The organism is Methylocystis bryophila (assembly GCF_027925445.1).
Lineage (GTDB): Bacteria > Pseudomonadota > Alphaproteobacteria > Rhizobiales > Beijerinckiaceae > Methylocystis > Methylocystis bryophila.
Genome location: NZ_AP027149.1, coordinates 3,805,731 through 3,824,660, shown reverse-complemented (window position 1 = coordinate 3,824,660; position 18,930 = coordinate 3,805,731). Strand labels below are relative to the sequence as shown.

The window sequence follows — 18,930 nt, the reverse complement described above, 5'->3', positions numbered from 1 at the left end:
GGAAGCCCTCGCCCTAAGCCGCCTCCGGCGCTGCGCCAATCAGGCGGCGCGCCTCCTGCAAGCTGATTGCGCGCCCGAAGGCGTGGCCTTGCGCGTAGGCGCAGCCGAGCCTGTGAAGCTCGGCCGCGTCGACCTCGCTTTCGGCGCCTTCTGCGACGACGTCCATGCCGAGCTCCCGCGCGAGCTGGATGATGGAGCGCAGCACCGCGGCCCCGGCGTTCCCGGCCGTCTGCTTGACGAAGGAGCGGTCGATCTTGACCGTGTCGAAGGGGAACCGCTGCAGATAGGCGAGCGAGGAATAGCCGCAGCCGAAATCGTCGAGCACGAGCCCTGCGCCGAGCTCCTTGAGGCGCGCCAGCATCTGCGCGGAATATTCGGGGTTCTCCATCACGGCCGCTTCGCTGAGCTCGAGCTTCAGGCTGCCGCGTGCGATCTCGTTGCGCATCAGCACGCTCTTCACGTTCTTGAGGAGATCCTGCGACAATAGCTGGCCCGAGGGGATATTGACCGAGGCGAAAATGGGCGGATCGACCGTCAGGGCGCGCTGCCAGGCGGCGAGCTCGCGCGCCGTGCGGTCGAGCGCCAGCATGGCGCAGTTGAGAATGAGCCCGCTCTCCTCCGCGACGGAGAAGAATTCTTCCGCGTCGAGGCGGCCCAGTCTCGGATGGTCCCAGCGCAGCAGCGCCTCGAAGCCGGCGATGGTGTGGTCCTCGAGGCGCACGATCGGCTGGAAGAACACTTTGATCTCGGCGCGCTCCAGGGCGCGGCGCATGTCCGTCTCGAGCGACAGGCGATCGGACTTTTGGCCGCGGAGCGCCTGACGAAAGGCCTCGACGCAATTGCCGCCGGCGCGCTTGGCCTTGCGCATGGCGATCTCCGCGTCATCCTGCATATCGGCGGCGGAGCCGTGCAGAGACGCATCGTAGAAGACGATCCCGATCGAGGCGAAGAGGCTGACCTCATGGTCGGTGAAGCGGACGGGCGTCGCCAGCGCGCGGCGCACGGCCTCGGCCGTCGCCATGATGGTCTCGGGATTGGTTTGGGAAAGCAGAAGGATCGCGAAGCTGTCGCCGGCCATGCGCGCCAGCGTGTCGCGCGGCTGCAGCAGGCGGCTGATGCGATGGGCGATGGTGAGCAGCACGCTGTCGCCGACGGCGACGCCGACCTGCTCATTGACCTGCTTGAAGCGATCGAGGTCGATCATCAGCACGGTCGGGCGAACGTCTTTCTGAGCGCGGGCGAAGCTCAACGCGGCCTCCAGCCGGTCAGAGAAGAGCTCTCGGTTGGGCAGGCCGGTCAGATTGTCGTGCACCGCGTCGTGCAGGAGCCGCTCTTGCGCGCTGCGCTCTTCCGTCACGTCGACCAGCGTGCCGACGACCCGGATCACCTCGCCGTCGGGACCCACCACCGGGCGGGCTCGGAGACGGAAGCAGAGATAATGACCGTCCGCGGCGCGAAGACGAAACTCCTCGTCGATGCGGCCGCGCCTCTGCTCCAATATCGCGTCGAGGCAGGCGCGGTAGCGATCCTGCTCGAACGGGTGCAGCAGATTGAGCCAAGAGGCCGCGGCGCCCTCGAGGCCGCCGCGATCGAGGCCGAGCTGCGCCTCGACCTCGGGGCTGACGAAGATGTGATCGGAAGGCACGTCCCAGTCGAACACGATCTCATTGGCGCCCGTGAGCGCCAGCGCCTTGCGCTCGACGTCGGAGATCATGCCCTGCGCGAGGCTGCCGCCGGCGAAGGCGTTCTGCATCACCGTGAAGCCGATGAGCATGACAATGAGCACGAGGCCGCCGATGAGCGCCGGCGAAACGAGATCGTTCGTGAGCCAGCCGACCACGGTGAAGCCGCCGGCGATGACCCAGAGCAACAAGAGAAACCAGGTCGGTATGAGCATGATCGCGCGGTCGTAGCCGTGCGAGGCGAGGTAGAGGATGAGGACGAAGCCGACGACGGCGACCGTGCCGAGAGAAATCCGCGCGACGCCGGCGGCGATGGGGGCTTCGAGCGCCGCGAGCGCCACAAGGCCCACGAGCATCGCCAGCCAAAGCGCGGCGACATGCCAAGCCCTGACGTGCCAGCGATTGAGATTGAGATAGGCGAAGAGAAAGACGACCAGCGTGGCCGAGAGCACGGTTTCCGAGCCTGCGCGCCAGATCCCGTCGGTTGCCGGATCTGATCCGAAGATCTTGTTCCAAAAGCCAAAATCGATGCAGACATAGGCGAGGACCGCCCAGGCGAGCGCCGCCGCGGCCGGAAATATAACGGCTCCTTTGACGACGAAGACGATGGTCAAGAACAGCGCGAGCAGGCCGGCGATGCCGATCACGATGCCCTTGTAGAGCGTGAGGCTCGTGATCTTGTCCTTGTAGGCGTCCGGCTCCCAAAGGTAGAGCTGCGGCAGATTTGGAGTCTTCAGCTCGGCCACATAGGTGACCGTCGCGCCCGGATCGAGCGTCAGGCGGAACACGTCCGCGTCCGCGCTATCCTCCCGCTCAGGGGGGAAGCCCTGGCTTGCGGTGATCGTCGACAAGCGCTTGGCCCCGAGGTCCGGCCAAATCAACCCGGATCCTTGCAGGCGGAAGTGCGGCGCGACGATCAAGCGCTCGATCTGCTCGTCCGTGTCGTTCGTCAACGCGAAGACGATCCAGCTCGGCGTCGAGCCTGGCTCCTTCGCCTCGACCTCGATTCGACGGGTTATGCCGTCCGACCCCGGCGCCGTCGACACTTGCAAGCGGTCGCCCTGCGCGGCATGTGTCTCCACCGCGGTGGTCAGATCGATGGCCGGCGCGTCCGGCGGCACACGGACGCTCTCCACGGCGCCCGCCGCGGAGGCGAAGATCGTTGTAAGGATGAGGGCGAGCAGATATTGTGGGAACCGCACGAATTCACTTCTTGAGCGTTCTGGGCCGCCGCTTGGCGTCCGCCAAATGTTGCGATCCGCCGTCGCCGACGGATTGGTAGTGGCTCCAGCGCCTTCCCGCAACCCGCCGGCCGGCGAAGGCGCGCGAGAGCGCCCCTTGGGCGAAATCTTGCATGCATCGCGTCGCGACAATATAGGCTGGCGCGGGCTATCGCCTGGATTTCGATGAGTCCATGATAGCCGACTTTGTGGCGCCAGGCGGGCGCCCCTGCCATAGCAAGTGAGGAGCCGATTTTAGATGCGCAGCGCCCATGGCGGACCGCGTCTGTTGCTGCGCCGGCTGCGCGAGATCAGCGCTGAGCCGATCAATGCGCAGGCTAGGCTCGACAAAATCGTCGTCCAAATCGCCGTCAATATGGTGGCTGAGGTTTGTTCTGTCTATGTTCTGCGCGCCGATCAGAGGCTTGAGCTCTATGCGACCGAAGGCCTGAAGCATGAGGCGGTCCATCTGACGACGATGCAGGCGGGCGAAGGGCTCGTGGGCCTCATCGCCAAGACTGCCGAACCCCTGGCGCTCTCCGAGGCGCGGGAGCATCCGTCTTACTCCTACCATCCCGAGACGGGTGAAGAGATCTACCACTCCTTCCTTGGCGTGCCGATCCTGCGCGGCGGCGCGACCGTCGGCGTGCTCGTCGTGCAGAACAAAGTGCGACGCAGTTACTCCGAGGAGGAGGTCGAAGCGCTGCAGACGACCGCGATGCTGCTCGCGGAGATGATCGCCTCGGGCGAGCTGCAGTCGCTCGCAAAATCCGCCGAGCTCCTCGCCCTCAACAGCGCCCGCTCGATGCGGGGGGCGCCGATCTGCGACGGCGTGGGGCTAGGCTATGTCGTGCTGCATGAGTCGCGCGTCGTGGTGAAGAACCTGCTGGCGGAGGACGTGGCGGGGGAGTTGCGCCGTCTCGACGGCGCGATCGAAGCGATGCGTCATTCGATCGATGAGCTCGTCGCGCATGGCGATCGGATGGGCGCGGGCGAGCATCACGACGTTCTCCAGGCCATTCGCATGGTCGCCAATGACCGCGGTTGGCTGCGCCGGCTGCGCGAGGCGGTGATGACCGGACTCACCGCCGAGGCCGCGGTGGAGCGCGTGCAGAACGACGCGCGCGCGCGGATCCAGCGGCAGACGGACCCCTATCTGCGCGAGCGGCTCCACGATCTCGACGATCTCGCCAACAGGCTCCTGCACCAGCTGACCGGGCAGAGCTACGCCACGGATCGCCTCAGCATGCCTGAGAACGCGATTGTCGTGGCGCGCACCATGGGGCCGGCGGCGCTGCTCGATTATGACCGCGCCAGATTGCGAGGGCTGATTCTCGAGGAAGGCAGCCCGGCGAGCCATGTGGCGATCGTCGCCCGCGCGCTGGGCGTGCCGACGGTCGGCCTCGTGCCCAACATCGCGATCCTTGCCGAGCCGGGCGATGCGATCATTGTCGATGGATCGACGGGCGACGTGCACTTGCGCCCGCAGGCGGACGTGCGCACCGCCTATGCCGACAAGGCGCGGCTGCGCGCCAAGCGGCAGGAACAATATGCGCGGCTGCGCGACATTCCCCCCATCACGAAGGACGGCGTTGCGATCGCGCTCCACATGAACGCCGGTCTGGCCCTGGACATGCCTTATGTCCACGAGACCGGCGCCGGGGCCATCGGATTGTTCCGCACCGAGCTTCAGTTCATGCTGGCGCCACGTTTCCCGCGCATGGAGGAGCAGCGACTATTCTACCGATCGGTGCTCGACGCGCTTCCCGATCGATCGGTCACATTCCGCACGCTGGACATCGGCTCCGACAAGATCCTGCCCTACATGGCGAAGATCGAAGAGGAGAATCCCGCGCTCGGCTGGCGCGCCATTCGGATCGGCCTCGATCGTCCGGCGCTGCTGCGCATGCAATTGCGCGCGATGTTGAAGGCTGCGCCCGGGCGCGAGCTACGCGTCATGTTCCCAATGATCGCCAATGTCGCCGAATTCGACAAGGCGAAAACGATGGCGCTGCGCGAGCTCGACCTGATCAGGAAATACAATTACGAGCCGCCGTCGAAAATCGAGTTCGGCGCGATGGTCGAGGTGCCCGCTCTCTTGTGGCAGCTCGATCTGATCGCGAGGCGGGCCGATTTTCTCTCGGTCGGCTCCAACGATCTCGTGCAATATCTCTACGCCGCAGACCGCGACAATACGCGCGTCTCCAAGCGTTACGACAATCTCTCGGAGCCCGTGCTGCGCGCTTTGAAATTCATCCTCGACGCCGGGGAGCGCGCCGGCACGCCCGTCACCTTGTGCGGCGAGATGGGCGGCCGCCCGCTCGAGGCGCTCGCGTTGCTCGCCCTCGGCTATCGCTCTTTGTCGATGTCGCCGTCCTCGATCGGTCCAGTCAAGGCGATGGTTCTGGCCCTCAATCTCGGCGCCGCGAAGCAGAAGCTCGATGAGCTCTTGAAGGACCACGAGGGCGCCGCTTCGCTGCGCGAGGAATTACGGCGTTTCGCGCTCGATATGGACGTCCCGCTCTAAACTTTTAGAATCGATCACGCTGCGTTCAGGAGATTTCGCCTGAGCGCAGCGTGATCTAGCAGCGCGCGCTCTTTCGTCGACCGCGCGCCCATCCCTTGAAAGCGAAAAATCAGCCTCATGTTTGCAGAAGCCAAGCTGGATCTCATCTTGCGCCGCCGGCGGGAGATCGAGGAGAAGCTGTCGAGCGGCCCCGATTCGCAAAGTTTCGTCCAGCTTTCGCGCGAGCTCTCGGCGCTTGAGGAGGTCGCGGGCGCGATCGAAGGCTTCCGTTCGGCTCAAAATGAAGTCGCGGGGCTCGACAGCCTCCTCGGCGATCCTTCCACCGACGAGGAGATGCGGGCGCTCGCGCAGGAAGAGCGCGCCTCCGCTCTGCAAAGACTCGAGGCCGCGAGCGAGACGCTGAAGATCGCCTTGCTCCCTAAGGACGCCGCCGATGAGCGGGGGATCATCCTCGAAGTGAGGGCCGGGACCGGCGGCGATGAGGCGGCGCTTTTTGCCGGCGATCTTTTCCGCGCCTATCAGCGCTATGCGGCGCTCAAGGGCTGGAGCGTCGAGATCCTCTCCGCGAGCGAAGGCGCGCTCGGCGGCTACAAGGAGATCGTCGCCGAGATTTTTGGGCGCGGCGTCTATGGGCGACTCAAATTCGAGTCTGGCGTGCATCGCGTGCAACGCGTGCCCGCCACGGAAACTCAGGGGCGCATCCACACCTCCGCGGCGACCGTCGCCGTTCTGCCGCAAGCCGAAGAGGTGGACGTCACGATCGACGACAAGGACCTCGTCATCGAGACGATGCGCTCAGGCGGCGCCGGCGGCCAGCACGTCAACAAGACCGAGTCGGCGATCCGACTCACGCATGTGCCTTCCGGGATCGTCGTGATGATGCAAGAGGAGCGCTCTCAGCACCGCAATCGGGCGAAAGCCATGTCTGTCCTGCGCTCCCGCCTGTATGACGCCGAGCGCCAGCGGCTGGACAACGTCCGCTCCGAGGACCGACGCCAGCAGGTCGGCTCCGGCGATCGCTCCGAGCGCATCCGCACCTACAACTTTCCGCAAGGCCGCGTCACCGACCATCGAGTCAATCTGACGCTCTACAAGCTCGACAAGGTCATGGAGGGCGAAGCGCTCGACGAAATCATCGACGCGCTCCTGCGCGACCATCAGCAGAAACTGCTGGCGGGGGAAGAAGGCTGACGATGGCGGCTTCCGTCGCCGGCGTCGCCTCTCGGGCGCTCGAGCTTCCGCCTTTTCAACGAAATCTTTGCCTTTTTAGGCGAATTGCATAGAGTTCGACGCTTCAGTGGCGCGCGGACGTTTGGGTTGGTCATGGAACGCCTCCTTATCCTGGGCACCAGCGCCGTCGTCTTTCTGTGCGTCGGCGTCGCGATGCTCATCCTCGCAGCGACTCCGCCGAAACGGGGCGCGGGCGGCGTCGCGCCTCCCGCCATCGTCAAAGAGGCGCGGCGGCAGCCGATGTCCGAAGCCCAGCTATCGCAGGCGCTCGACGAGGCGCTTGGCTCCGCGCCTGAATATGTGGGTTTTTTCGGCCGTTTCGCCCAGGCTTTTCCCGTCGACTACGCCGCTGCGACGGGGGCGTTCAAGGCGCGCCTGAAGGCGCTCGGACACGCGGACAGCGCCGATTATTACGTCTCCGAGGCGATCCGGCTGCTCCGCAAGTCGCAGGGCGCGCTCGTCGCAAAGGCCGAGCCCGAACCGCTCATGCGCGTCTTCGACGCGCAGCTCGCCGTGATGCGGGCCATGGCGGAGGAGAATCCGCGCATGTGCGTCGGCTTTCTTTATGGCGCCACGGCGCAAGATTTCGAGCGCGCGGCGGCGGCGAAACGCCCGCTCGTCGCCGAGATGGCGCTCGCGCGTCTCGAGGCCACCGCCAACGGACAGGCGAAGCGAATCGACCGCGGCGCGCCCTCGCCGGCGGATGTGAAGGCGCTGGAGAAGGCGCTGGCCGAACGGGGGCTCAGCGAGACCGAGGTCGACGTGCTGATCGGCGGCCGGACGCTGGACCCCCCGCTCGATGACGCCCGCATGTGCTCGATCGGCGTCGCCTATCTCGAAGCGTTGCGCGCCCTGCCCGAAGCCTCGCGCACGAAGATTTACAGCCTGCTGCTCGAGCAGATGGCCCGATCCTAATCCTGGACAGCCTCGCAGCGCAGCGGCCCGCGCCATTGGCCGTAGCGCCAGGGATGCAGCGCGTCGGCGCCTTTGGGCGTCTGTTCCGGCGGGGGGTCGAAGCCGCTCGTGCCGCCCGGCCGGCAACGACAGATGCGCCCAAGGCTCATCCAGCCGCCGGCCCAGAGCCCATGCCGCGCGATCGCCTCGTCTGCGTAAGCGGAACAGCTCGGCGCGTGCCGGCACCAGCGGCCCGCGAAGGCGGAGAAGGTGAGGCGATAGACGAGAATCAGCCCGCGCGCGGCCAGGGCGGGAAGGCGAGCGGGCAGGGGGGCGAGGCGTTTCATTGGACGAGCCAATTCTGCATTTTCTGTCGCAGCTTGAAAAGCCGCTGCGGAGGCGCGCGTCATTTTCGCATTGTTCACAGAGCGCGGGAGTCCGATTGGCTCCGACGAAATCGGAAGCGTCGATCGGCAGTGGGCCAGTTTGTTCGTGGTATGCGTGACTAGTCTCGGAATTCCGTGAGGCTCGCGCTCATAATGCAAGCTTGGCTAAAAGCCCCCCCAACGCCCCAGCGATTTAAACCAATGGGCAAAGTGCATGCTCGACGCCCCTACGGAGAAGAACAGGGAGCGCTTCAAAAGAGGAGACCCGCTCTGCTCTTTGGCTCCTCTCCAGAGAGCGCCAAGGGGCGCTACAGCCTGGCGGAATACAGGGTATGTTAGAAACTTGGGAAATAATATCAGCGGAATCTGGACAACAATAACTAGCTACCTCCCTGCCCCGCAAATTGACCGCTATAACCTTTGTCTGGAGTTCCGAGAGTCTGCTCAAAAATAAGTTGGCAAATCGGCATGCCCTTCCTAAGCCTTATCGGAAGCGGGCCGTGGTTAAGCATTTCAAGGCGGATGCGACCATCAAATCCTGCGTGGATAGTTGGGGCTGTGATATGTATTGAGAGCCCGTATCTCGCGAGTGAGCTTTTTCCCTCAACGCGCGCCGCGTATTTTGTATCGATTCTTAAATCTACATATTCTTTGGTGTATGCAAGAACTAACTTATTGCTTTTCAACACATAGCCGTCGTCGTGAATGGTCGCTTTACTGGTTATAGATTCGAGAGCCTTCTCTGTGTCTACCCTACGATTGGACGGGTCCAATATCATCTCAATTCCTGTGCCATCGATATCATCCTTGAATAGAGTCAATTCATGATCAAGCGTCAGGTCCACGCTTGTAGAGCTGTATGCATTCTCAGAAGGGGGAGGATCAATAACGATTACTCCCCTCTTGATGGCGGTGCGTATTTCTCTATCCGTGAGAATCACGCAGCCCCCTTTTCCTTAACATTTGTTAATTGGGTCTTATCGACCCAAACTCGCCAGTTCCCCGAGGATGTCTCTCTGGGAAGTTCCACCAGGTAGGCATCTCCATCACTACGAATCGGATATCCCACGCTAATATAGCCTCCGCGCAAGGAACGCTTATCAAGCACAAGCCCTTCATCGCCGCCATTTGTATGGACGCTAACGACAACCTCGCTATGATGTAGACCTTCCCCAACCTCTCTTACCTTTAACTTCATCATAGCTGCCTCCTAGACCCGATCGAATCGAGCTTCTCGATTTTTCCTAATGGTTATCATCAGTCCTTTAACGCACCCATACCCAAAACGTTTCCAAATATCGAACATACCAGGAACGGTGCTGCGGGCAAGCTTATAGTTCAGCTCCCGTCGCCACAATGAAACTGGCCCACTACCCGCCGTTCCGCCCCTTGCCTTTTCCGCTCCCGCCCCGCATATCGCCTCCGGCTTCCCCCCACGCTTTTAGGAATCGACATGGGCTTCAAATGCGGGATCGTCGGCTTGCCGAACGTTGGCAAATCGACGCTGTTCAATGCGCTGACACAGACGGCGGCGGCGCAGGCGGCGAACTATCCCTTCTGCACCATCGAGCCCAATGTCGGCGAGGTCGCGGTGCCGGATCCGCGTCTCGAGGTGCTCGCGAGCATCGCAGGGTCGAAGCAAATCATCCCGACGCGCCTGACCTTCGTCGACATCGCCGGCCTCGTGCGCGGCGCCTCCAAAGGCGAAGGGCTCGGCAATCAGTTCCTCGCCAATATCAGAGAATGCGACGCGATCGCCCATGTCGTGCGCTGTTTCGAGGACGGTGACGTGACGCATGTCGAAGGCGGCGTCGATCCCTTGCGCGACATTGAGACGATCGAGACCGAGCTGATGCTGGCCGATCTCGAAAGCCTCGAGAAGCGCGTCACGGCGCTCGAGAAGAAGGCCAAAGGCGGGGACAAGGAGGCGAAGGAGCTGCATGATCTGATGCGCCGCTGCCTCGTGCTGCTGCGCGAGGGCAAGCCGGCTCGGCTCGTCGAGATCAAGCCCGAGGAACGGACCGCGCTCCAAGGGCTCGGCCTCCTTTCCTCGAAGCCGGTCCTCTATGTCTGCAACGTGGAAGAGGCGTCGGCGTCGGGCGGGAACAGCCAGTCGCAAAAGGTTTTTGCGCGCGCGAAGGAAGAGGATGCGGCCTGCGTCGTCGTCTCAGCCAAGATCGAGAGCGAGATCGCCGTTCTGCCGGCCGCTGAGCAGAAGGACTATCTCGAGGCCGTCGGCCTCGCCGAGCCCGGCCTCAACCGAGTCATCCGCGCGGGCTATGAGCTCCTGCATCTCATCACTTATTTCACGGTCGGCCCCAAGGAGGCGCGCGCCTGGACGATCGAGAACGGCACGAAGGCTCCGCAGGCCGCAGCCGTGATCCATACGGATTTCGAGAAGGGCTTCATTCGCGCCGAAACCATCGCTTTCGCCGACTACGCCGCGCTCAACGGCGAGGCCGGCGCGCGCGAGGGGGGCCGGCTGCGGCTCGAAGGCAAGGAGTATCTCGTCGCCGACGGTGACGTCCTGCATTTCCGTTTCAACACCTGAGGCGGGCGGGGCGGCGAGCTCATGAAACTAGGCGCGACGATCGGATTTGCAGCGGCCCTTTTCGCCTCCGATGGCCTCGCCCAGGGGCTCGCCTACGACTCAGGGACGGACGCGACCGCCTGGCCGGAGCAGGCCGCCGGCGGCGGGGCCGCCTTCCGGATCGAGTGTCCGCGCAAGACGGCGACCTGCCTGCAGCGCGCCCAGGCGCTCTGCGGCGGGCGCTACCTCATCGGCGGCTCACCCCAAAAATCGCCGCGCGTGCAGGCGCTGACCGATTGGGGACGGCTGGCGGTGATCAACACCGACAACCCGAGCGTTATTCACATCCGCTGCTACTGATCCCGAGCCCGGATTTGACCATAACGGTTTGTTCGCGGAAGCTTTCGAGATTATTCTCTCGGAACTCGGGATTCCTTTTGAAGCTTGAGGGCGATTGATCGATGGGACGCAGCGCCGAAAACGCGTCAGAAGGCATGAATGACCTCTGGGTCTTCGGATACGGGTCGTTGATGTGGCGGCCTGGGTTCGATTACGAGGAGAGCGCGCTCGCCTTCGTGCAAGGCTACCATCGCGCGCTCTGCATCTTCTCGCATGTGCATCGCGGCACGCCGGAGCGGCCCGGGCTCGTGCTCGGCCTGGATCGTGGCGGCTCTTGCCAGGGCGTGGTCTTCCGGGTGGCCGCGGCGCGTCGCGCCGCGACGCTCGCCTATCTGCGCGAGCGAGAGCTCGTGACCTCGGTCTATATGGAGAAAACGATCACCGCCCGATTTGCCGAGGGTTCGAGCGTGGAGGCGCTGGCCTATGTCGTGGACCGCGCCCACCCTCAATATGCAGGCCGGCTGGACGCCGAGGAAATGGCCCGACTCATCGCTTCCGCCCGCGGCGCCTCGGGCGACAATCCCGACTATGTCCGCAACACCTATGAACATTTGCTCTCCTGTGGCATATGCGACGAGAAATTGGCGGCGGTGACGCGCGCGCTCGACGCCGCTTCTTGCCGGACTGCGGAGGCGTTCGCCGACAGTCCGCTGCGCATCGCAAACGGCCGCGAGACGTGAAGCCGCGCCGGAGGAACGAAGCGCATGTCGAGACCGGTCCTTGGAGGCTTTGTTTGGCTGCTGGCGCTGCCCGCCGACGCTCAAGCCGCGGTCGCTGCGCCGGCGCCCGAGATCGGAGCCGGTTTTTTGGGCTTTCTCGTCGCCTTCGCCGTCGCTTATCTTGCCGAACGGCGCAGTCGCAGAAGATCCTGACCCTCTCGTCATCCGCCGTCGGCGCGCCGGGCATAGAGCGTGTTGAAGCCCGCTCACTCTTTAGAATCGATCACCTTTTCTGCGTTCCGGCAATTCGGCCTGAACGCAGCGTGATCTAGGAAGCGCATCTTGCCTCAACCCATCGCCAGAGCCCTGGAGGCCTTCGCCAAAGGCGAAATTGTCGTCGTCAGCGACGACGACGACCGCGAGAACGAGGGCGATCTCGTCGTCGCCGCTTCTCTGTGCACGCCCGAGAAGATGGCCTTCATCATCCGCCACTGCTGCGGCATCGTCTGCGCGCCCCTGATGGTCGAGGACGCGCGGCGGCTTCATCTTACGCCGATGGTCGCGCAAAACGACGCGCCGCTCGGCACGGCCTTCACCGTCTCGGTGGATGTAAGGCACGGGCTGACGACCGGCATCTCGGCCGAGCAGCGCAGCAATACGGTGCGCGCGCTCGCCAACCCGAACATGGGCGCCGCCGACTTCGTGCGGCCCGGACATGTGTTTCCGCTCATTGCAAAGGAAGGCGGGGTGCTGATGCGCTCCGGCCATACGGAAGCCGCGGTCGACCTTTGCCGCCTCGCCGGCCTGCCCACAGTCGGCGTGATTTGCGAGCTCGCCAATGACGACGGCACGGTGATGGCGGGCGCGCAAATTAGCGAATTCGCCGCGCGGCACGGACTGACCATCGTTTCCGTCGCGGATCTGATCGCATACCGGCAGGCCCGCGAGAACCTCGTCGAGCGCGTTGCGACCTTTCCGGTCAAAGGCGCAGCGGGGCCAATGATCGGTCACGCCTATGTGACGCCTTTCGACAGCGTCCAACACTTCGCCTTCGTCGTGGGCTCGATCGGCGACGGACGCGACGTGCCGGCGAGGCTGCACCGGGCGGACATTCTCGCCGATGTGTTCGGCGGCGCCGAGACGATCAATAGGACGCTGGAGCGCTTTCATCGCGAGGGGCGTGGCGTCTTGGTCTACTTGCGCGACGGAGCCGCTGGCGTTCCGGCCAATGTCGTCGGCCACGATCAGGAAGGCGCCGAAGCCGACCGACGCCGGCAGTGGCTCGACGTGGGTCTCGGCGCGCAAATCTTGCGAGATCTCGGCGTCACCTCGATTCGTTTGCGCACGGCGACGCCGAAGCCGCGCGCCTATGTCGGCCTTTCGGGCTTTGGCATAGAGATCGCCGCCGTGGAGCCTCTGGAATAGCCAGAAGCGGTTTTTTACGACGTCGCGAGTCCCGCCGGACAGGCGACGCCGGTGCCGCCCAGCCCGCAATATCCTTCCGGGTTCTTGGCGAGATATTGCTGGTGGTATTCTTCGGCGTAATAGAAGGGCGGCATGGGCCCGATTTCCGTCGTGATCGCGCTGAAGCCGCGCTGGCTCAGCGCCCGCTGATAGGCCTCTCGGGAGGCCTGCGCTTCCTCGAGATCCGCCGGTGTGGCGGCGAAGATCGCCGAGCGATATTGCGTGCCGACGTCATTGCCCTGGCGCATGCCTTGGGTGGGATCGTGCGACTCCCAAAAAATCTGAAGAAGTCTGGCGAAGGGAAGGATCTTCGGATCGAAAACGACCATCACGGCCTCGGCATGACCCGTGCGGCCGGTGCAGACGTCATGATAGGTCGGATTGCGCGTCGCGCCGCCGGCATAGCCCGCCGCGGTGACCTGGACGCCCTCTCCCGCCTGCCAGAATTTGCGCTCGGCGCCCCAGAAGCAGCCCATCCCAAACAGCACGCGCGCCGAGTTCTCGGGAAAGGGCGGATCGAGCGGGCGACGGAGGACAAAGTGGAGGAGACCATGCTCCACGGGCGTCGGCCGGTCCGGCGGCGGAGAAAACAATCTGTTCAGCATCGGCGCGATCCTCTCCTGAGACACGCAATCTAGTCGAAGGGCGCGGAGAGGGAAGGGGAGGCGTCACTCCGCCGGGTAACCAAATTCCTGCGGAGCCTTGTGGGCCAGGATCACGCAGAGGCCGCCGAGAAGAAGCAGCGCGCCGCTGAGCGGAACGCGCAGCAGATGCACGACCAGCGGATCCCAAACGAAAGCCGGGAGATGCGCGAGCACCCACTTCTCCAACGACGGGTAGGCCTGGGCCCCCATGGTTTGTAGCGACGCGTCGATCGAGGCGACATGCAAGCTGCCGCCGGCGAGCGACCGCGTGCCGTCGACGATGAGGGCGATGAATCCTCCGGCCAGCAAGAGAAGGCCGATTGCGCGCACGAGGAAACGAAGCATGACGACCGCTGATGTGAGGCAGGGGATCAGTATATATACGATTTGCCCGGCAGGCTGTCCACCGCGCGCCTTGTGGTCTCGAAGTCAGCCCGCTTTTTGTCCTGTGCGCGACGTTGGATCGAAACGGGATCCGCTCTAGAACGGTAAATTGAAGACGCGCGAAGGTTCGAGCGCGCCTTCGACGACCTCGCCAAAAGCGATCGGCGTGCCAGCGCAGGCGGCGTAGACGACGCCGCCGATCGGCGCATCGCGGCCGCGCAGGATGAGGGATCCGCCGCGTCTCAACCGGGCGGCCGCGTCGCGATCGACGACGACGCAAGGAAGCTCCGCCAATCCCGCCTCGACGGACAGCATGGCCTCGCCGGCGCCGTCCTCCGCCTCGATCTCTTCGAAACCGAATGCGTCATCCTCGACGAAAGGACCGACGCGCGTCCGTCTCAATTCGGTGACATGACCGAAGCAGCCGAGCAACCGCCCCAGATCGCGGGCGATGGCGCGCACATAGGCGCCCTTGCCGCAATCCATCTGGAGCTTCGTCTCGTCCCCGAGATGCTCGATGATCACGAGTCGATGTATCGTCACGCGGCGCGGCTGCAGCTCGACGATCTCTCCCTCACGGGCGAGATCATAGGCGCGCTCTCCGGCGATCTTGATCGCAGAGAACTGAGGCGGAACTTGCTGAATGTCCCCGGTGAACTGCCCGAGCAGCGCTTCGATGGCCTGTCTCTCGGGACGCGCCTCGCTGGTCTCCACGATCTCGCCATCGGAATCGTCGGTGTTGGTCTCGGCGCCCCAGCGCACGGTGAAAAGATAGGACTTCTCTCCGTCCTGCACGAAGGGGACGGTCTTCGTGGCCTCCCCGAAGGCGACCGGGAGAATGCCCGAGGCAAGCGGATCGAGCGTGCCCGCATGTCCGGCCTTCTTCGCGTTATAGACCCTCTTCAGGCGTGAGACCGCCTGCGTCGAGGTCATCCCGACAGGCTTGTCCAGCACGACCCAGCCGTCGACGACGGCGCGGTTGGATTTCTTTTGATTCATGCTCAGAGATCGGTCTTCGGCGCGTCTTCGGCGCGAGCCGAGAGATCGCGTTGCACGCGTTCGGAATTCAGCAGCGCGTCGATGCGCGAGGCGTTGTCGAAAGTGTCGTCGATGCGAAATCGCACTTCGGGCGCGAACTTCAGATTGACCTTATGCGCGAGCTCGCCGCGCAGGAACTTCCTGTGGCGATCGAGCGCCGCCAGCACCTCCGGCTCGTCCGCGCCGCCCAGCGGCATGACGTAGACCGTGGCGAGCTTGAGGTCGGGGCTCATCTTGACGCGGGATACTGTGACGACATGCTTTTCGAGCACCGGATCGTTGATCTCGCCTCGCGCAAGCAGCTGGGCCGCCCCGTGACGGACCAGTTCGGCCACGCGCAGCATGCGCTGCGACGGCTCGCCGCCGGGCTGGTGATGGGTTCTGGACATGGGTTTCGATTACGCCCGCTGGCGTCCGCAGCTGGATCACGCTGCGTTCAGGCGGAATCGCCTGAACGCGGAAACCGTGATCGATTCCAGTAAGTCAGAGCGCGCTGTCTGCGAAAGGCGGGCTCTCGCATTTTCGCATCGCGCTCTGGTTTCGCATGGCGCTCTAGAGTGTCCGCTTAATCTCTTCAACCCGGTAGCATTCGATCACGTCGCCCTGGCGCATGTCCTGATAGTTCTCGAAGGCCATGCCGCACTCTTGGCCGGCGTCGACCTCCTTGACCTCGTCCTTGAAGCGCTTGAGCGTCGAGAGCTTGCCCTCGTGCACGACGACGTTGTCGCGGATGAGGCGCACATTGGCGCCCCGCTCGACCCTGCCGTCGGTGATCCGACAGCCGGCGACTTTGCCGACCTTCGAGATGTCGAACACCTCGAGGATGAGCGCGTTGCCGAGCATAGTCTCGCGCAGCGTGGGCGAGAGCAGGCCGGACATTGCCGCCTTCACATCGTCCACGAGATTGTAGATGATGTTGTAGTAGCGAATTTCAATGCCGACGCGCTCCGACTCCTCTCGCGCTTCCTTATGCGCGCGGACGTTGAAGCCGATCACGGCGGCGCCGGAAGCCAGCGCGAGCGTGATGTCCGACTCAGTGATGCCGCCGACGCCGGCATGCACCACGCGGGCGCCGACCTCATCGGTGCCGAGCTTCTCCAAGGCCGCGACGATCGCCTCGACCGAGCCTTGCACGTCGCCCTTGATGACGAGCGGAAACTCCTTGCGGCCAGCGGTCTTCAGCTGACTCATCATGTCGGAGAGCGAAGAGCGGCCGGAGCCGCCGCGCGCGGCCGCCTGATCGCGCTTCTGGCGCTCGCGGTATTCGGTGATCTCCCGCGCGCGCGCCTCGCTCTCGACCACCGCGACGCGATCGCCCGCCTCCGGCGTCCCCGAGAAGCCGAGAACCTCGACGGGGAAGGAGGGGCCCGCGTCCTGGCGCGTCTGGCCCTGATCGTCGAGCAACGCGCGCACCTTGCCCCATTGGGCGCCCGCGACGACGAGATCGCCGACGTCGAGCGTGCCGCGCTGCACCAGCACGGTGGCGACCGGGCCCCGGCCCTTGTCGAGCCGGGCCTCGATGACGGTGCCTTCCGCCGAGCGAGTGGGGTTGGCCTTGAGATCCAGCACTTCCGCCTGGAGCGAAATGGCGTCGAGCAGCTTGTCGAGATTGAGCTTCTGCTTGGCGGAGACTTCGATCTCGAGCGTTTCGCCGCCCATGCTCTCGACCTGCACCTCATGCTGCAGGAGCTCGGTGCGCACGCGCTCGGGCCTGGCGTCGGGCTTGTCGATCTTGTTGATCGCGACGATGAGCGGCACCTTTGCGGCGCGCGCGTGGTGAATCGCCTCGATCGTCTGCGGCATCACGCCGTCGTCGGCGGCGACGACGAGCACCACGATGTCGGTCACTTTCGCGCCGCGGGCGCGCATCGCCGTGAAGGCGGCGTGGCCGGGCGTGTCGATGAAGGTCACGGGCAAGCCGTTGGGCGCGGTCACCTGATAGGCGCCGATGTGCTGCGTAATGCCGCCCGCCTCGCCAGAAACGACGTTGGCGTGGCGAATCGCGTCGAGCAGCGAGGTCTTGCCGTGGTCGACATGGCCCATGATCGTCACGACCGGCGGACGCGACACGAGATCGCTCTCCAAGTCCGGCGTGTCGAAGAGACCCTCCTCGACGTCGGATTCCGCGACGCGCTTCACCGCATGGCCGAGCTCCTCGGCGACGAGCTGCGCGGTGTCGGCGTCGATCACGTCGGTGATCTTGTGCATCGCGCCCTGCTTCATCAGCAGGCGGATCACGTCGACCCCGCGCTCCGACATGCGGTTGGCGAGCTCTTGAATGGTGATCGTCTCGGGCAGGATCACCTCACGGGCGATCTTTTCCTTGGGCTCGGCGGCTCGCCCCTTGAGGCGCTGAATGCGCCGCGCATAGGAGGCATGCGACCGCATGCGCTCTTCGTCGGGAGCGGCCGTCGCGGTCGTCACGGTCAAGCGACCCCGATCCTTGCCGGGTCCCCGAGGCGCAGATGGCCGCGGCGCTTGCACCGGCGGCGTGATGATACGGCGCGGGGGCAGGGCGGCGGCGGGGGCCGCCGGCGTGGCGCGCTTCGGCTCTGGAGCCGGCGTGGGCGTCGTCGAGGCCTCTGCGGCAGCGGGACGCGGCGGCTGTGGCGCAGCCTCGCCCGGCGGCAGCCGCCGGCGGGCCTCCTCCTCGGCCTTGTGCTTGGCTTCGTGCTCCCGCGCGAGCCGTTCGGCTTCCTCGCGCTGACGCAGATCCGCCTGGGCGCGTTCTTCTCTCTCGCGCGCTTCACGGGCCTCGCGGGCGACGCGTTCTTGCTCGGCGCGCCGGCGATCTTCCTCCTCGCGCGTCCGCGCGTCGGACAGCGCGCGGCTGCGCGACTGGAGCTCTTCTTCCGTCAGGGCGCGTAGCACGACCGGACTGGCGTTGCGCGAGGGCGCGGCCGAACGTTCGGACCTGCCCGTAGGCGACGGGGTCGAGGGAGCGGCGGGGGCCTGCGGCGCAGGCGTCGGCGAGGGCTGGGCCTTGGTTTCCGTCCCCCCTCCGGCGCGGCGCTTCACTTTCTCGACCACGACCACTTTGGAGCGGCCGTGGGAGAAGCTCTGGCGCACCAGACCCTGCTCGACGGTCCGCGGCTTCAAATGCAGCGTCTTGGACGTCGGGGCGGTCAAAGTCTTGTCGCCGCTGTTCTCTATTTCGCTCATTCGGTTCCCGATCCCGAGTCGTCCTCACGACCCATTGGCAAAAATTGCAGCTCGCCGCCGACGCCCTGGGCGTTGGCGCGAGGTCGTTCGGCCTCGTCCTCGTCGAAAGTCGCTGCGGTTTCGCCCCGATAAAGGGCGAGCCGCTCGCAACGCGCCAGGAAGGCTTCCGTCGTTCCGCCCCCGGCGAGCGCCGCATGTATCACATTTGTGCGGCCCAAAGCCAAATCCAATTGAGTCGAAGCGAACAATTCGATGCGCTTCGGTCCGCCGCCCGCCCCGCGCTTCGAGCTCTGCTCCAATTTCCGCCGGCCGTCGGCGCCGCCGTCGCTGGCTTCGATCAGCGCCCTGACCCCCCCACCCTCGAGGGCGGCGGCGACCTTGAAGAAGCCGGCGATCGCGAGGCCGGCTTTGTTCGCCATGGCGAGCATCTGTAAGCAGTCGTCCTCGAGCAACCGGTCCACCTCGTCTGCGAGCGTCGGCGAAGCCTCGGCCTTAGCCTTCAGGCCGCGTGAGAATAGCTGACGCCTTGCCGCCTCGCCCACGAGATTGGAGGTGGCGGTCACGTAAACGCCTCGGCCCGGCAGCCGGGACCGGATGTCCGGGACGACGCCGCCATCCGGAGCGCGCACGAAGCGGATCATCGCGTCGGGCGGCAGCACGGCCCGGGTCACGATGCAGCTCCGCTCGCTGGTTCCACGCTCCCGCACGGGC

Annotated in this window: 17 protein-coding genes; 8 read left to right on the top strand and 9 right to left on the bottom strand. The window is 64.9% G+C overall.

The window, feature by feature from the left end; translation table 11 throughout:
* Positions 1-13 precede the first annotated feature (13 nt).
* Positions 14-2,884, bottom strand: coding sequence for an EAL domain-containing protein (locus tag QMG80_RS17670; protein WP_085770379.1), 2,871 nt, complete (start codon positions 2,882-2,884; stop codon positions 14-16).
* 277 nt (positions 2,885-3,161) lie between these two features.
* Between QMG80_RS17670 and ptsP the strand changes: the two genes are divergently transcribed.
* The 3 genes from ptsP to QMG80_RS17655 all read left to right on the top strand — a co-directional run bounded on the left by ptsP (position 3,162) and on the right by QMG80_RS17655 (position 7,574).
* Positions 3,162-5,429: a phosphoenolpyruvate--protein phosphotransferase gene (gene ptsP / locus QMG80_RS17665; protein ID WP_085770378.1), complete on the top strand. Its 2,268-nt coding sequence runs from the start codon at positions 3,162-3,164 to the stop codon at positions 5,427-5,429.
* Between the two features lie 117 nt (positions 5,430-5,546).
* Positions 5,547-6,620, top strand: a complete 1,074-nt coding sequence (prfA, locus tag QMG80_RS17660; RefSeq protein ID WP_085770377.1) for a peptide chain release factor 1 — start codon at positions 5,547-5,549, stop codon at positions 6,618-6,620.
* 132 nt (positions 6,621-6,752) lie between these two features.
* Positions 6,753-7,574 carry a hypothetical protein gene (locus QMG80_RS17655; RefSeq protein WP_245300043.1) on the top strand — a complete coding sequence of 274 codons (822 nt, stop codon included), beginning with the start codon at positions 6,753-6,755 and terminating at the stop codon, positions 7,572-7,574.
* On the opposite strand, the gene yidD is transcribed toward QMG80_RS17655, so the two are convergent.
* Both yidD and dcd read right to left on the bottom strand, forming a co-directional pair.
* Positions 7,571-7,900 (bottom strand): membrane protein insertion efficiency factor YidD, encoded by a 330-nt coding sequence (gene yidD / locus QMG80_RS17650; RefSeq protein WP_085773473.1) that lies wholly within the window; start codon positions 7,898-7,900, stop codon positions 7,571-7,573. The two genes, QMG80_RS17655 and yidD, sit on opposite strands and share 4 nt — an antisense overlap.
* Before the next feature lie 419 nt (positions 7,901-8,319).
* Positions 8,320-8,880, bottom strand: a complete 561-nt coding sequence (dcd, locus tag QMG80_RS17645) for a dCTP deaminase (protein WP_085770375.1) — start codon at positions 8,878-8,880, stop codon at positions 8,320-8,322.
* Positions 8,881-9,392: 512 nt separating this feature from the next.
* Between dcd and ychF the strand changes: the two genes are divergently transcribed.
* The 5 genes from ychF to ribB all read left to right on the top strand — a co-directional run bounded on the left by ychF (position 9,393) and on the right by ribB (position 12,952).
* The gene (gene ychF, locus QMG80_RS17640; protein ID WP_085770374.1) at positions 9,393-10,490 is read left to right on the top strand and encodes a redox-regulated ATPase YchF; all 1,098 of its coding nucleotides are present in this window, start codon (positions 9,393-9,395) and stop codon (positions 10,488-10,490) included.
* A gap of 21 nt (positions 10,491-10,511) precedes the next feature.
* Complete coding sequence (locus QMG80_RS17635) at positions 10,512-10,829, top strand: hypothetical protein (protein ID WP_085770373.1); 318 nt, start codon at positions 10,512-10,514, stop codon at positions 10,827-10,829.
* Between the two features lie 134 nt (positions 10,830-10,963).
* On the top strand, positions 10,964-11,548 hold the full coding sequence (locus QMG80_RS17630; protein ID WP_085773472.1) for a gamma-glutamylcyclotransferase: 585 nt from the start codon (positions 10,964-10,966) through the stop codon (positions 11,546-11,548).
* A gap of 24 nt (positions 11,549-11,572) precedes the next feature.
* The gene (locus tag QMG80_RS17625; RefSeq protein WP_158658579.1) at positions 11,573-11,740 is read left to right on the top strand and encodes a hypothetical protein; all 168 of its coding nucleotides are present in this window, start codon (positions 11,573-11,575) and stop codon (positions 11,738-11,740) included.
* Between the two features lie 129 nt (positions 11,741-11,869).
* Positions 11,870-12,952, top strand: a complete 1,083-nt coding sequence (gene ribB, locus QMG80_RS17620; protein ID WP_085770372.1) for a 3,4-dihydroxy-2-butanone-4-phosphate synthase — start codon at positions 11,870-11,872, stop codon at positions 12,950-12,952.
* Between the two features lie 14 nt (positions 12,953-12,966).
* Here ribB and msrA read toward each other — a convergent pair whose 3' ends face one another.
* The 6 genes from msrA to QMG80_RS17590 form a co-directional block, all read right to left on the bottom strand.
* The gene (gene msrA, locus QMG80_RS17615; RefSeq protein ID WP_085770371.1) at positions 12,967-13,596 is read right to left on the bottom strand and encodes a peptide-methionine (S)-S-oxide reductase MsrA; all 630 of its coding nucleotides are present in this window, start codon (positions 13,594-13,596) and stop codon (positions 12,967-12,969) included.
* Positions 13,597-13,659: 63 nt separating this feature from the next.
* On the bottom strand, positions 13,660-13,980 hold the full coding sequence (locus QMG80_RS17610) for a hypothetical protein (RefSeq protein ID WP_085770370.1): 321 nt from the start codon (positions 13,978-13,980) through the stop codon (positions 13,660-13,662).
* Positions 13,981-14,115: 135 nt separating this feature from the next.
* On the bottom strand, positions 14,116-15,018 hold the full coding sequence (truB, locus tag QMG80_RS17605; RefSeq protein WP_085770369.1) for a tRNA pseudouridine(55) synthase TruB: 903 nt from the start codon (positions 15,016-15,018) through the stop codon (positions 14,116-14,118).
* A gap of 2 nt (positions 15,019-15,020) precedes the next feature.
* Positions 15,021-15,446, bottom strand: a complete 426-nt coding sequence (rbfA, locus tag QMG80_RS17600) for a 30S ribosome-binding factor RbfA (RefSeq protein ID WP_085770368.1) — start codon at positions 15,444-15,446, stop codon at positions 15,021-15,023.
* Positions 15,447-15,609: 163 nt separating this feature from the next.
* The gene (gene infB, locus QMG80_RS17595) at positions 15,610-18,219 is read right to left on the bottom strand and encodes a translation initiation factor IF-2 (protein ID WP_085770367.1); all 2,610 of its coding nucleotides are present in this window, start codon (positions 18,217-18,219) and stop codon (positions 15,610-15,612) included.
* Positions 18,216-18,926: an RNA-binding protein gene (locus QMG80_RS17590; RefSeq protein WP_085770366.1), complete on the bottom strand. Its 711-nt coding sequence runs from the start codon at positions 18,924-18,926 to the stop codon at positions 18,216-18,218. The genes infB and QMG80_RS17590 overlap by 4 nt, the downstream gene beginning before the upstream one ends.
* Between the last annotated feature and the right edge of the window lie 4 nt (positions 18,927-18,930).